The organism is Njordella aestuarii, from assembly GCF_056494165.1.
On sequence record NZ_CM151397.1, the window covers coordinates 2595719 to 2611540 of the forward strand.

Sequence of the window (15822 nt, forward strand, 5' to 3'; positions counted from 1 at the left end):
CATCAATCAATATGTCCGATCATTCAGCGCGCTTCGAGAATATGACTCCACTGCAGCGCGCAGTGTACGCTCTTAAAGAGACTCAGGCGCGGCTTGCGAGAATTGAGCAACGTGAAAGTGAGCCTATTGCCATCATTGGAATGGCATGTCGGCTGCCTGGTGGAATCACGACTTTGGATGGTTACTGGAATCTCTTAGTCAATCAGCAAAGCGCGATCGAAGAAGTGCCTTCCGATCGATGGGATGTCGACGCCTTCTATGATGCTGATCCGTCAGTGCCGGGGAAAATGAACACGCGTCGCGGTGGCTTCATCCACGATGTAGGTCAATTCGACAATCAATTTTTCGGCATTTCTGAACGCGAAGCATTGATAATTGATCCACAGCAACGACTCTTGCTTGAACTCGCTTGGGAAGCATTGGAAGACGCTGGCAGTCAGGCGAAGTCATTGCGTGGGACAGCCACAGGAGTTTTTATCGGTATTGGAATCGCTGAATATATCGGCAAAATTATTGGAGATTCGACTGCCGGTAACCCTTATGCAAGTCTTGGTAACGCATTGGCCGGAGCAGCGAACCGAATCTCTTATGCATTCGACTGGCATGGCCCCAGTTATGCAATTGATACAGCATGCTCATCATCCTTGGTGGCTATGCAGCAGGCATGTTCCAGCATCCGCGCAGGAGAATGTTCCGCTGCAATCGTTGGTGGTGTGAACCTCACTCTCAATCCACTGACCACGATTAACCTTACGAAGGCTGGTGTTTGTTCGCCGCATGGCACAATTCGTTCGTTCGATGCAAATGCGGACGGGTATGTTCGCAGCGAAGCCGCTGGAGTTGTAATGCTAAAGCCACTTTCCGCTGCACTGGCCAACGGCGATCGCATATACGCAACTATTGCCGGAGGCGCAGTCAACCACAACGGGACTGGAAATGGACTCTCTGCGCCGCGCCGAGAATCACAAGAGCTGCTGCTGGAGGCTGCGTGCAAATCGGCGAAAATATCCCCCGACGCCGTTCAATACGTCGAAGCGCACTCAACTGGAACCTTGATCGGCGATGCGATTGAAGCGATTGCGTTACAGAATGTTATGGCAAAAAATCGATCCGCACAGGATCCTTTGCGAATCGGGTCAGTTAAAACGAACCTAGGCCACACCGAGACAGCAAGTGGTGTTGTTAGCGTTATCAAGGTCGCATTGTCGATGCTGCATGAACAATTGCCGGCAACCATCAATCATGAGCGGCTCAATCCAAACATACCGAACGATAAAGGTTCGCTGCGAGTAGTCCGCGCAACTGAGCCTTGGCAAACAACTGGCGGTGAGTATGTGGCGGGTGTCAGCGCATTTGGATTTGGGGGCAGCAATGCACATTTGATTCTGCGTGCAAGTGACGCTTTGCGACCTGCTCGGGCGTCTCAAATAACACCTGAACTTCGTTTGCCGTTGGTCTTTTCGGCCAAATCCAAGGCCGCTCTGAAGGCACTTGCGAGCAAATACGCAAGTTACCTCAACGCGACCGATACTTCTTGGTACGACATCTGCGCCAATGCCGCGTTGAGACGTGAACATCATCGCATTCGCGCTGGAATCGAAGCGAGTTCAAAAGCAGAAGCAGCGACAATGCTGCAAAGTATGCACGATTTCCCACAGGCGACTGGAATTGTCAAGACATTTATCGACCGAGAAGAACTAGACTGGAAAGCGATATTTGCTTCGCCTTACAACGTGGTTGACCTTCCGAAATACGCGTGGCAGCATAAGAAGTTCTGGCTCGAGAATGCCGCTATTCCGGAAAATGTATTGATGGCTTCGCAGCGAAGCGGCTCAGCGGCTAGGCTTTGTAAATCCCATGCAGAGCAACCAATCGATAACCAGTTAGTTGATTCTTCGTTGGCAGACGGACAGGACAAAGCTGCCCGAGCGGAGTTGAGCACCGAGTATGTTGCGCCGTCGACGACGCTGGAACAGGCTCTTGCGAACCGCTGGTCGAGAGTGCTGGGCATCGATCGCGTCGGAATACACGATAACTTCTTCGAATTGGGCGGCGATTCGATGCAAGCTGGAAGCCTCCTAAATCTGTTGCAGTCAGAACTCAACGAACAGATTCACTTTATGGCGTTGTTTGAAAGCCAGACGGTGGCAAAGTTAGCAAACTACCTCAAGAATAACTACAGCGATTCTGCAGCACGTCTCACAGTTGATTGCCGTTCGGCGGCCAGCGAACCAACGCTCAAGGAGAGTAACTTTACGACGCAACCGGTAGCGACACCTCCCGCGCAGTCGAATAAGATTCCTCGTTTACAACGCAAGCCAACGCGCAGCCCTGCAACCTCACAGCTTGCCAACCTAACGGACCGTCAGATTCAAGATTTGCTCGTGCTGCGGCGACCAACGCCATCGGACGTGAGGGACGGGAATGAATAGCGAATTCGACCTCGCAGGCCTCTCGCCAGATCAGCGGCTTGAGATGCTTGAAGAGCTATTGAACCAGGAAGCAGATGGATCTGAGTTTGCCACATCGTATGCTCAAGAGCGACTGTGGGTACTTGATCAGCTGACGCCGGGAAATCCGGTCTACAACATTTCGGCTGCGATTCGTATGCGCGGTCGAATCAGTGTTCCATTGATCGAACGATCGATGAACATCTTGATAGAACGATACGAGACTCTTCGAACTGCACTTGTTAAACGCGATGGCCGTCCGATGCAGCGTATCTTGGACCCATGGTCCATGCAAGTTACGGTATGCGACCTATCGGAAGTGCTGCCGGGCGATCTGACGTCGCGAATCGACGAAGAAATTCTACGGTTCACGTCCAGGTCATTCGATTTAGAATCAGGCCAGCTTGTTCGAGTCGGGCTGCTGCGGGTTTCTGATTTGGAGCATATCGCGCTATTCACGATGCACCATGCGGTTTCTGATGGTTGGTCACTAGGAGTGCTAACCAAAGAATTCACGGAGTGCTACAAAGCGCTAGTACAAGGTGTTGAGCCGGTATTCGATGAACTCGAAATCCAGTATGCAGATTATGCTGTTTGGCAAAAGGATAGTGAAAACGAAGCGTTCGAAAATCAACAGGTCGCTTACTGGCGCGAGTTGCTATCGAATGCGCCAGTGCTTGAACTGCCAACCGATTTTCCTCGTCAGCAGTCTACCGGGAATCGTGGCGCGAGCGTAGTTGTGTCGCTGGACGCAGAGGTGTGGACCGAGCTTAAGAAAATTTCGGGACGGCATGCAGCAACGCCATTCATGACGTTACTAGCCGCTCTTAAATTGCAACTGGCGCGGTTAAGCGGGCAAGATGATATCGTCGTCGGAACACCAGTTGCCGGGCGAAATCGGCAGGAACTAGAAGGGCTGATCGGATGTTTTCTTAATACGCTAGCCATTCGTTCATCGGTCGCGCCAAATCAGACTTTTGGTGAACTGTTGACGCGTGTGCGCAACAACGCGATGGGAGCGTTCAGCCACCAGGATGTTCCGTTCGAGCGGTTGCTGGAAGAGATTCCGATCGATCGCAGTTCGAACAGAACACCATTTTTTCAAGTTATGCTTAACTTGATGAGCTTTGACCTGCCCGAAATGGACCTGCCAGGCGTCAAGCTCGAGCATGTCGAGTTGCCAGAACACATGGCAAAGTTTGACATCACGCTTTATGCTACGCCGAAAGCCGCAGAATTAGAATTGCGGCTCGTCTACAACGCAGACTTATTCACGGCTGAACGAGCCAAGATTATGCTCGATCAGTATGTGTGGCTGCTGAAGCAAATCGCCCACTCGCCTAACCAGGAACTGAGTGCATTCAGTTTAGTTTGTCCGAGTACTCTACGAAATCTCCCAGATCCAGCGCAGCCGATACACTATAAGAAGTTGCCTACAGTCAATGATCTTTTTCTCCTTGCAGTAGAGCAGAATCCTAGCGGTGTGGCAGTCGAGCATATCGGACGCCAACTTTCTTACAGCGAACTTGCGACCTTAGTTGATCAAATATCTGAAGAGATTGAAGTTCGCTCTGATGCACCTGAGGCCGTCGTCGCAGTCGTCGGGGAAAAGTCCGTCGAGCTTATCGCGGCGATGCTCGCTATCCAGAAGAGCGGTCGCATACTTTTGTGCATCGATCCGAACTTGCCTGCTGAACGGCAGTCCGAAATGCTGCGGCTTGCTGGCACGAGCCTTTTAATCAGAATCACTTCGACTGAAAATGGAGCATTGCAAAAGATCGGCTATGAGTCTTTGCCTGGCGGTTCTTTGCCTTGCGATTACGTTCATAATCCCGATGATCGGCCAGCGTACATTTTTTACACCTCGGGTTCAACCGGTAAGCCGAAGGCGATTTTGGGAAGTTCCCAAGGTCTTAGTCACTTCCTTTTGTGGCAACGACAGACGTTTGGTATCGAGGCAAGCGATCGTATCGCTCAACTTACGGCACTTTCCTTTGACGTAGTTTTACGCGATGTGTTTCTGCCGCTTATTAGCGGTTCAACGTTGTGCATCCCTAATAGCAGCGATGCCGTTTTGTCTCCAACAATCGTTCAGTGGCTCGATCGTCAACGAATCACTGCTATGCATTCGGTGCCGAGCTTGATGCGGCATTGGCTGAGTGGGGATCACAAGCAGACATGTCCGACACTGCGATGGTTGTTTTCTGCGGGTGAGCCGCTTTCGGATACTCTTTGCGGAACTCTTGTTAAAACCTTTAGCAACGCACAGATTGTTAATTTGTACGGCCCGACGGAAACGACGCTAGCCAAGTGTTTTAAGATCATTGATGAAAATCCGACAAGCGGCATTCAAAGCGTAGGCCGCACACTACCGGAAGCTCAAGGGTTAGTGCTGGCTGACACACGGCTTTGTGGCGTAGGCGAACCGGGGGAGATTGCCATCCGTACGCCTTATCGAAGTTATGGTTATCTCGACCGGACGATTGAGAGCCAGACTAATTTTCGCGCAAACCCGTTCACCGAAGATCCGCTCGACTTAGTTTATTACACCGGTGATCGCGGTCGTTGCTTGCCAAACGGTGAACTTGAGATTCTGGGGCGGCTGGATGACCAAGTCAAGATACGCGGTGTGCGCGTTGAACCTGCTGAAGTTGCGGCAACAATCTCTCGCTATGATGCCGTAAAATCCTGCGTCGTGCTTGCGGCTGCGAATGACTCAGGCGAAAAGTTTTTAGTTGCTTATTGCGTCGCAAAGAATGATGCACGACTGTCTGAGCACGAACTGGCGGCGTACTTAGCTGAACGTTTACCCAACGCGATGGTTCCGGAACGTTTCATCTTTTTGCCGGAACTCCCACTGCTTCCCAATGGCAAGGTGAATCGTCGCATTCTTCCAAAACCTGACGTCTTAAGTCGAACGGCTTTAACTGCGGAGATCGTCGAGCCTCGAACAAAAATTGAGGCGGCAATTCTCGCGATTTGGGAAGAAGTGCTTCGCCGTAAGCCGATCAGTACCGATGCGAGTTTTTTCACTGTCGGCGGACATTCGTTGCTAGCGGCGCAAGTGATGGCAAGGATTGAATCACAGCTCAATATCGCGTTACCACTGCGCGTGATCTTTGAGGAACCGACGATTCGCAAACTCGCAGTTCGCATAGAAACCGCCGATAAATCTGACCATCACGCGTTGCCACCTATCACGCGTCGCAGTACGACGGACGAGTCTCCTTTGTCACTTGCACAGGAAGCACTCTGGTTCCTGGATGCGATGAACCCGCAAAGCGGCGCTTATACGACGTATCCGATGTTGCGTGTAAGAGGCCTGCTGTCGATCAGTGCCTTGCAGCTTGCTCTTCACGAAGTGATCAGCCGCCACGAAGTTCTCAGGACGACTTTTCCGCAAATCGATGGTCGACCGGTTCAACTTATTGCACTCCCGAGTATGCCTAACATCGGGTTAACCGATTTGAGTGATCAAGACAAAGAGACGCAACAACGAAATATTGAAGCTTGGATAGGTCAGCGCACATCGCAAGGAATCGATCTGCAGAACGGACCGATTATCCGATTGGATATTGCGAAGCTGTCTGAGACTGAGCATATCATCTTGGTCGCTTGGCACCATATTGTGCATGATGGCTGGTCGCTAGGTGTGCTTGCACGAGAGATCTTGACGGCTTACGAAGATATCCGCCATGATCGGAGCCCAAATCTGCCAGCACTCCCAATACAGTATGCAGATTGGGCTGTCTGGCAACGTTCGATTTTGCAAGGTGACCGCCTTGCGAAGCTGCAGGAATATTGGCGGGAGAAACTACGAGAGGTACCGGCCCTTGATTTGGTTACTGATCGGCCGCGGCCAAGTATTCGTACTACACGTGGTGATTCCGTCGAAATATCGATGTCGCCGAAGATTGCTGCTCGAGTCCGTGAATGCTCGCGTGCAAACGGTGTAACGCCGTTCATGGTATTCTTGGCGGCTTTCCAGCTCACACTTGCACGATTCTCTGGACAAAACGACTTTGCGATTGGCTCGCCCGTTGCAAATCGGCGCAAGCATGAACTCGAGGGATTGATTGGTTACTTTATCAACATGCTGGTCCTTCGAACGGATCTAGATGGGGCCGATACGTTTGAGGCGGTTCTTCATCGAACTCAACAGACGGTTCTGGACGCATTTGAGCATCAAGATCTCACTTTGGATCAAGTTGTCGGTACCGTCAATCCGCCGCGAGATTCGAGCCGTCATCCGTTGTTCCAAGTGATGTTCGTGCTACATAACAATGCGCCACTAGCTGGTCAGAACTCCGAATTAGCGTTCGAGCCTCTCAACGGCGCACCTTCACATTCTTCGTATTTCGATTTGAATCTTGTCCTGCAAGAGCAAGACGATACATACACTGGTCGCTTGGTGTACAACGTCGACTTATTCAAGACCTCGACGATACAACGAATTGTTGAATCGATGCATGCCATTCTTGAGCAGGCGACTGAACATGCTTCGGTAGCTCCGGCGCAAATCGAGTTGCGAAGCTCGTCAGATAAAGAGCTGATCCAGTCATTTGAATTTCCCGCCGGGCAACCGATTCAACACTCCAGCACGTCGACCTGCCTTCACACTTTATTCGAACAAGCTGCTCGGACAACGCCGCAAAAAGTTGCGATTGTCGATGGGAATGTCGAAATCAGCTATTCGGATTTAAACGCGGCGGCCAATCAGTTTGCACGACAACTACAATCGGTTGGAGTCCAACCCGGAATGCTCGTGGCGATTCAATTGCCACGTTCGATCGATCTTTTTATCGCTTTGTTAGGTGTATTGAAAGCGGGGGCTGGCTACTTACCACTTGATGAAAAAGCACCAGCGTCACGGAATTGCGCTACTTTGCTCGATAGCAAGGTCAAGCATTTGATTTCAAATAGCATCGAAGACGCTTATCGAGAGCTTGATCTCAGTTTCATCACGCAAGTTCGCCAGACAAATCAGATTGACCTTCAGTCGCAAGAAAACTTAGCGCAAACACTAGCTCCTGAGGCGACGGCGTATGTAATCTACACATCAGGCTCCACCGGGCAGCCAAAAGGCGTCGTCCTTTCTCACAGAGCGGTCGTTGCGTATGTCTTCGCTGCCACGGATGCGTACGGAGTCCGCGACGAGGACCGCCTGTTACAATTCGCTTCGATCAGTTTCGACGCTCACGTTGAAGAAGTCTTCTTGGCACTTCTCAACAATGCAACGCTGGTGCTCCGTGATAACTCGATGCTCGACTCAGTAAGAAAGTTTTTCCAAAGTTGCAATGATCACAAAATTAGTGTGCTGAGCCTCCCGACGGGATTTTGGCATGAGATTGTGCACGAAGCCGACGCAAAATCACTGCTTGTTCCTTCCAACATTCGGACCATCATCGTCGGTGGCGAAGCTGCACTGCCTGACCGACTTCGTCAATGGTTTACGCTTGGGAGCAATATCCGATTGCTCAACAGTTATGGTCCTACCGAGACGACCGTGGTCGCAACTGTGACGGAGCTTCTACCAGATGATATGCACTCGGAGCGGCTGCCAATTGGAAGGCCGATGAATAACACGACTGCCTATGTCTTAAATCAGAATCTTCAAGCAGTTCCGATTGGCGTGCGTGGTGAGTTGTATCTGGGCGGATTGAGCGTCGCGGATGGATACTTGCATCGAGACGAACTCACTGCGGAGAAGTTTGTTGCCGATCAATTTGAATTGCAAGTGTTTGGAGAACGCGACAATATTCGGATGTATCGCACGGGCGATATCGTTTGTTGGCGGGAAGATGGCAAGCTTGAGTTCTTTGGGCGTGCCGATCACCAAGTCAAGATCCGTGGATTCAGAATCGAACTCAGCGAGATTGAAATCGCACTGCGGAAGCATTCATCAGTTCGCGACGCAGTCGTTGTGGTCGAGCAAACGGCAAATGGCGACCCGCAGATAGGAGCTTACATTGTAAGCTCAGGTCCGACCGCAGCCAGCAGCGATGAACTTCGAGGGTTCCTCGCTGGATCGCTTCCAGCGCACATGCTACCTACGATTTTCGTCAGTTTGCCTGCGATTCCGTTAACGTCCAGCGGTAAAGTGAACCGCAAGGCGTTGCCACCGTTGAACTGGGAAGCGAGTGCCGTTGAGCATGAACTGGTTCCCGCCGGCAGTCCCACAGAATCGATTGTCGCAGAACTGTTTGCTGAAGTTCTCGGGCGCGACCGAGTGAGTGCTACGGACGATTTCTTCGCACTCGGCGGCAGTTCCTTGATAGGATTGCGGCTTGTCTCGAAGTTGCGTGATCGATTCGCAATCGATTTACCGATGTCCGACCTCTTTGCGAACCCGACCGTACGCGCAATCGCTACGCAAATCGACACCCTGCAGTCAATCGAGGTCGTATCCGATCGTATCGATTTCAAACGCGCTGCCGTCTCTTTCCGGAGTGAAATGTCCTACGGTCAGCAACGCTTCTGGTTCTTGCAACAGTTAAATCCAGGTACATCTGCGTACAATTTCCACGCGGCAGTTCTGATTCGCGGACCGGTCGAATTCGATTTGCTTCAGCAAACAATCGATACACTTGTCGATCGGCATGAATCGCTCCGAACTAGCTTCGAAATGGTTCAGGATGTACCGATGCAGGTGGTCGGTGCATCAGGTACGAAAGCTCAACTGGAGTTCGTTGATCTTTCATCACAGGATACGGCAACTGATGCTGACTACGTACGCGCGAAAGCAGTCGAGTTTGCTTCCCAACCGTTCGATTTCACGGCGGCGCCATTGCTGCGAGTCGCACTGATGCAAATCGCCTCAGACGAGTACGTGTTAGTTATTGCTGCGCACCATATCGTTATCGATGGTTGGTCGATTCAAATCCTGCTTCGTGAGATCTCGGTGATCTACGAAGCGCTTGTCCGAGGCAAACCGCACTATCTGCCAGCGCTGGATTATCGTTACCGCGATTTCTCGGAATGGCAACGGCGGATGTTGGACGGTGAAACACGGACAGCACTAGTCGAGTTCTGGCGTCGCAAGCTTGCAGATGTTGAGCCACTTCGCTTGCCAGCTGATCATACGCATTCATCGCACAAGTCTCGTGGCGAGCGTCTAGCGTTTAGTTTACCGGCTGACCTACAAGCGCAAGCACGTAAGTTTGCACAACAGCAAAGGGTTACGACATTCGTACTCCATCTGACGGTACTCAATATCCTATTGCGACGTTACGCTCAACAGTCTGACGTTAGCATTGCTGTCCCAATTTTAGGCCGCAACAGAACCGAGACCCAAGCAATTGTTGGGTTTTTCGTGAATACGATCGTTTTGCGAAACCAAGTGAGCGACGGGGTTAGTTTTCTCCACCAACTTAATTCGATTCGAGAATCAACGATAGAATCCTTCCAGCACCAAGATCTTCCTTTCGACCAATTGGTTGCTGAGCTAAAACCAGATCGCTCGGGCGGGCAACATCCCTTTGCGCAAGTAATGCTCAATGTGCTTCAGGCAAGCGGCTCTGCGTTGACTAACAGAACAGGGGAGATTTCCATCGAAGCATTCTCGACTGGTGAAACAGAGCATAACGCTGAATTCGCCTTAATGTTGAACTTAGTCGAATCGGGTGATAGCCTGTCGGGCTGGTGGGGCTACGATGCGTCAATGTTCGACGAATCAACAATCGCTGCAATTTCGAATCAGTACCAGGCGTTGCTTCAGAGTGCAATCAACGGACCCGACGAAGCGGTCGGAGAGCTGAACGCGATACCTACTGAAGAATGCCGCCAGTTGCTCGAGTCGATGAATGACACAACGCGAGCCTATCGCACTCAAACAAACTTGCACGATTTAGTCTTAGAACAGGCCGCAAAAACGCCCTATGCAACTGCAATTGAATCGGCTCAGGGGGCATTGACTTTCGAAGCGCTTACTGCCAAGTCAAGTCATCTTGCACACCGGCTTGTGTCACTTGGAGTCACGCGTGACACGCTCGTTCCGATTTGCTTCGACCGATCAACTGACGCTATTGTTTCGATGCTTGCCGTTCTGCGAGCTGGCGGCGCGTTTGTTTCGCTCGACCCTCAGCTGCCAACGGAACGTATCCAGCAAATTGTGACGGACTCCCAGGCCAGGATCGCGGTCACTTCACAAGAGCACCGATCTAAGCTCGAACGGGCTCGAATCGATTCAATCTGCCTCATTGAAGATTCTGCCGATGGAAAAAGTTCACCGAAGTCCTTGCCAAAAGTTCAGCCAGATAATTTGGCATACGCAATCTTTACATCGGGTTCAACGGGTAAGCCCAAAGGCGTTTTGGTTGAGCATCGAAGTGTCATCAATGTAGTGCAATCCTTTATTGAAACGTACCGTACGGGGCCGGCCGATAGGATTTTGCACAACACATCGCTGTCGTTCGACGTTTCTATCAATGAGATCTTCCCAACGCTGTGCTCGGGCGCTACGATTGTTATTCCGACCAAGGACGAACGCTTGGACGTTGATGGCCTAGCGAACTTCGTCAATCGATATTCAGTGTCGATTGTCGCCGCGGCGCCAACTGTGCTAGCTCGCTTGAACGCCGCGCAGACGAAGATGCCTTCGTTAAGGCATATTTTAAGTGGAGGAGAAGCACTTCATTTTGATGATGTCAATTTTCTCGCCCAGCACGCGACAGTGACCAATGGCTATGGCCCGACAGAAACAACGATCTGCGCAACAAGTTATCAGGTAACGAGTGAGCAACGCAATCAACACGGCATCATTTCAATTGGTAAACCACTACCGAACTATCAGGTTTACGTACTCGATTCCCGCCAAAGACTTCTCCCACGAGGTTGTCTCGGGGAACTTTATATTGGTGGCATCGGCGTTGCGCGAGGCTATTTGAACGACCACGCGTTGACCTCGGAACGGTTCATTGCTGCTCCTTGGGACAATTCGCAGCGGATCTATCGAACGGGTGATTTAGTCCGCTGGCTGCCGGACGGCAACTTGGCGTTTTTCGGTCGCGTAGATAGACAAGTCAAGATTCGAGGGTTCCGAATTGAGCTCGGCGAGATCGAAGCGGTTCTAGCAGCACATGTAAACGTACGTGAAATCGCAGTGCTTGACGTTGATTTTAACGGAGATCGGCGACTTGTGGCGTATTGTGTTGCGAAGGAGCCAGAACACACGGGCGAGCTCGAGAAGAACTTGCGCGAGTTTGCCGCGGCAAAACTGCCGGAGTACATGATACCATCTGCTGTTGTTGTGCTGGACCGCTTACCACTTACCGTTAGCGGAAAGGTCGATCGTCGTTCGCTACCGAAACCAGAACAGAATGCTGCCGAACCTCGAACAATCGTTGCACCGAGTAACGACGTTGAACGAGAACTTGTCGAGCTTTGGCAGCAAACTCTTGGCGTCGAGAGCGTCAGTGTAGACGACAATTTCTTCGATTTAGGCGGTCACTCTCTGCTGGTGGTCAAGATTGGCGGCCAGATTCGCTCAAAGTACAAAGTCGACATTCCAGTCTCGCAGTTGTTCTCGGCACCTACCATTCGTACGGCGGCACGCTTGATTGGCGAAGCGATCGAGTCAACTCAACCACTACAGCTATCACCAAAACCAACGAGACTCGTTCCGCGTAGCGATGTTACTGCTCTATCGCCGATCCCGCCCGAAGAATATCTGGTGCGATTAAACTCGGAAAGTAAGGGTTTGCCGATCTTCTGCATCCATGGTCTGGGTGGGCACATCGTCAATTTTATACCGTTTGCGCGAGAGTTGATGCTTCAGCGGCCTGTTTTTGCACTGCAAGGACTGGGGATAGATGGTCGACACGATCCGCATGATGATCTAGTGAAGATGGCCACCGTGTACTGCGAAGCTATTCGGTCGCAACAGGCTTCTGGACCTTACCAGCTGATTGGTTGGTCCATGGGCGGTTTACTTGCAATGGAAATAGGTCGCCAACTGCTGCAGGCGAACGAGCAAGTGTCACCGCTCATTCTCTTGGATACGCATTTAAGCCTCCGCGATCGATCATTGGAAGCGGTCACCGACGAGTCCGTGGTCAAACAGATCGCTCCACGGCTAGGAATTCCGCTCAAGTCGCTCAAGAAGCTAAGTATCGAAAAACAATGGAATCTGATCTTAGAGAAATCACGCGTCTTGGGAGATGAGAAAGTGAACGATAGTAGCGCAGCCGAGATTAGGCGACTTGCAACTGTCTGCAAAGCTCATCTGCAAGCGATTGCTAGGCATACAGTGGTTACTTACCCTGGGGAGGCTATCTTAGTTCAAGCGGCTCGTCCAGTTCGACCCGTTGACCCGCGATGGAAGAAGATTTGTCAGCGATTCACATCTTTCCAGACAGCGGGATCGCACTACAGTATGATGGCGAAACCGGAAGTCGTCGAACTCGCTTCGCTGGTTGAACGAGTGATCGTCGATCCCAATCGAAGCAGCGGAGGGAAATCATGAAGTTGATTCTTATGCTGCTGCGTGCATCTTGGGTTGAGTCGTCAGTTGCAATCCTCATGAGCGCACTAAATGCGCTCGCAACAGTTGGGCTGATTGCATTAATCCATCAAGTTTTGCAGGATTCGAGCCTGACGAACGGGTTTGATGCTGCCTTGTTCGCAACACTATGTGCGATCATCATCGTAACGAATGTAGGATCGCAAGTTCTGCTGACACGTGTCTCGCAACGCTCAGTATCAGATCTTCTCAATAGTCTATGCCTGAGAATTCTTGCAATACCACTACGTCAGCTTGAATCCATCGGTACTTTCCGCGCGCTGTCGGCGCTCACGACGGATGTCAGCATGATTGCCATGGCTGTTCAAGGCATACCTGTGTTATGCGGCAACCTGCTGGCGTTGGTGTTTGGGCTTGTTTATCTCGGAAGCTTGTCACTCAAAGTACTGTTCGCCGCGGTTGCATTCATCGTAGCAGGTTTTCTGACGTATCAAATGACGGCGGGATTTGCGAAGAAGTATTTGACTCGGGGGCGGGATGCACAAGACATTCTGATGCTGCACCTTCGAAATTTGGTTGACGGCATGAAAGAGCTGAAGATGCATCGACAACGCCGGGACGCTTTTGCAAACGACATGCTTACGTCGACCAATGCCGAAGTTCGACGCAACCAAACGATAGGCTATAGCATTCAGGCGGCAGCAATCAGTTGGGGGCGTCTGACATTCTTTATTGCGATTGGTGTCCTCATTTTTGTAATGCCGAGAAGCGAAGGCATGACTGCAGCGAACCTGACTGGGTGCGTGTTGACGATCCTTTATTTGATGACGCCACTGGAGCGGATTATCGCGTGGATTCCTCTGATGTCGCGAGCCAATGTTTCATTGCAAAAAATTCGAGAGCTGGGCGCCGCAATTACACCCGAGGCCGATGAGCCGCCCTTAAGAATTGCCAATCAGTTCACCACGCTTCAATTTTCAAGCGTTGAATTCAACTATGATCGCCATTCAACGGAGCGTGCATTTGCATTTGGTCCTGTCGATTTCGAACTTTCGCCGGGCGAAGTTATCTTTGTGGTTGGTGGCAATGGAAGCGGCAAAACGACCTTCCTCAAGCTACTTACCGGTTTATATGTTGCGGGCGCGGGCGAAATTAAGCTTGATGGGAAACGCGTTCTCGATGAAAATTTAGAAGCGTATCGTCAGCTTTTTTCCGTCGTTTTCGCGGAACCTGTGCTGTTCGATTCACTACTTGGTTTGGAGCACAGTCGTCGCGAAGATCATCTTGTGTCGTTGCTCAAGCACCTGGAGCTAGACCGCTTCGTTAAAGTTGATCAAGGCAAACTTTCGACGATCGACCTGTCCAAGGGGCAACGTAAACGGCTCGCGCTACTGACTGCGTACTTGGAAGACCGTCCAATTTACGTGTTCGACGAGTGGGCAGCCGATCAAGACCCCGTGTACAAACGAGTGTTTTACGAAGAGATTCTGCCAGCTTTGCAAAGTAGTGGCAAAGCCGTGGTAGTCATATCCCACGACGATCAATATTTCCATCATGCGGATCGTGTTGTTAGGCTAGATGCCGGTCGAATTGTCGATCAACACGCAAGTGTTCCAGCACTGTTCGAGGTTAACGAGAATTTATGAAACTGCTAGGCTTACTATTTTTTGCTGCGATCGTCGGTGGCGTTGGCTACCTTTATGTCAACGAAGACACGCAGGAAGTTGCTGAATTTAGAACGGTCAAGATTGAACGGGGCGATCTTATTCATGCGATCACTGCGACGGGGACGATCGAACCGGTCGAAGTTGTCGATGTTGGGGCACAGATCGTTGGTCGAATTAAGAGCTTTGGGCCAGATCTCGAAAATCCTAACAAGACAATAGACTATGTGTCGAAAGTGAAAAAGGGCTCCGTGATCGCCCAGTTGGATGACGTGCCATACGTCGCCGAGCTTGAAAGAGCTCAGGCCGACCTTGTACTTGCAAAGGCGGAAAAATTTCGTGTCACGGAACAGGAACAACAGGCTGCGCGTGACCTTGCTCGAGCTGAACAGATACGTGAAACCGCTTCTGAAAGTGAGTTTGAAGCGGCGAGAACTGCTGCCCGTGTTGCGGAAGCAGAAGTGGCCATTGCCCAAGCGAAAGTGAAACAAGCTGAAATCGCGTTGAAGCAAGCGAGGATCAATCTCGATTTTGCAACCATACGTTCACCTATCGATGGCATAATTTTAGACCGACGCGTTAACGTCGGGCAAACTGTAGTCGCCGGGCTAAACGCGCCCAGCTTATTTCTGATCGCAAAAGACTTGAGTCGCATGCAGGTCTGGGCTGCTGTCAACGAAGCTGATATTGGACAAGTTCATATTGGCCAAAGTGTGAGTTTTAGCGTCGATGCTTATCGTGACGAAACATTTTTTGGTAAGGTCGCACAAATTCGATTGAACGCGAGCACGGCGCACAGCGTTGTGACGTATGGAGTTATCGTTGAGATCGAGAACAACGACGGTAAGCTGTTGCCGTACATGACCGCCAACCTGCAGTTCGAAGTGACGAAACGCTCCGACGTTCTGTTGGTACCAAATCAAGCTCTACGTTGGAAACCTTCCGCACAAGAAGTCGCTCCCGAGTTCCGTGGTTCGCATTTAGTGGAAGCAACTATGTCGATGGAGCCTGGGAAAATGGTCGTGCAAGTCGAGAAGCCGACATTGTGGGTGCAAGATACGCCTGGCTTTGTCCGTCCACTTGAAGTTGAACCTGGTATTTCTGACGGAGTACAGACAGAGATAGCGAGCGACGCACTAGAAGACAATAACGCGGTGGTTATCGGTCTGGTCCAGAAGAAGAAGCAAGACTTTGTCTCGAGCTTTGTGTCGCGCGTAACGAACCAAAAATAACGGGAGCAACCACGCGT

General features: G+C 51.1%; 4 protein-coding genes. All 4 read left to right on the plus strand.

Annotated features, from left to right (window positions below):
- Nucleotides 1-11 precede the first annotated feature (11 nt).
- From SH451x_RS10135 to SH451x_RS10150, 4 genes are read left to right on the plus strand one after another with little or no spacing between them, the layout of a single operon-like run.
- Complete coding sequence (locus tag SH451x_RS10135) at nucleotides 12-2432, plus strand: type I polyketide synthase (RefSeq protein WP_479362342.1); 2421 nt, start codon at nucleotides 12-14, stop codon at nucleotides 2430-2432.
- Nucleotides 2425-12912, plus strand: coding sequence for a non-ribosomal peptide synthetase (locus SH451x_RS10140; protein WP_479362343.1), 10488 nt, complete (start codon nucleotides 2425-2427; stop codon nucleotides 12910-12912). Before SH451x_RS10135 ends, SH451x_RS10140 begins: the two co-directional genes overlap by 8 nt.
- A complete protein-coding gene (locus SH451x_RS10145) occupies nucleotides 12909-14555 on the plus strand; it encodes a cyclic peptide export ABC transporter (RefSeq protein ID WP_479362344.1) in 1647 nt (548 codons plus the stop codon). Before SH451x_RS10140 ends, SH451x_RS10145 begins: the two co-directional genes overlap by 4 nt.
- Entirely contained in the window at nucleotides 14552-15805 is a 1254-nt protein-coding gene (locus SH451x_RS10150; protein ID WP_479362345.1) for an efflux RND transporter periplasmic adaptor subunit, read from the plus strand. The genes SH451x_RS10145 and SH451x_RS10150 overlap by 4 nt, the downstream gene beginning before the upstream one ends.
- Nucleotides 15806-15822 lie beyond the last annotated feature (17 nt).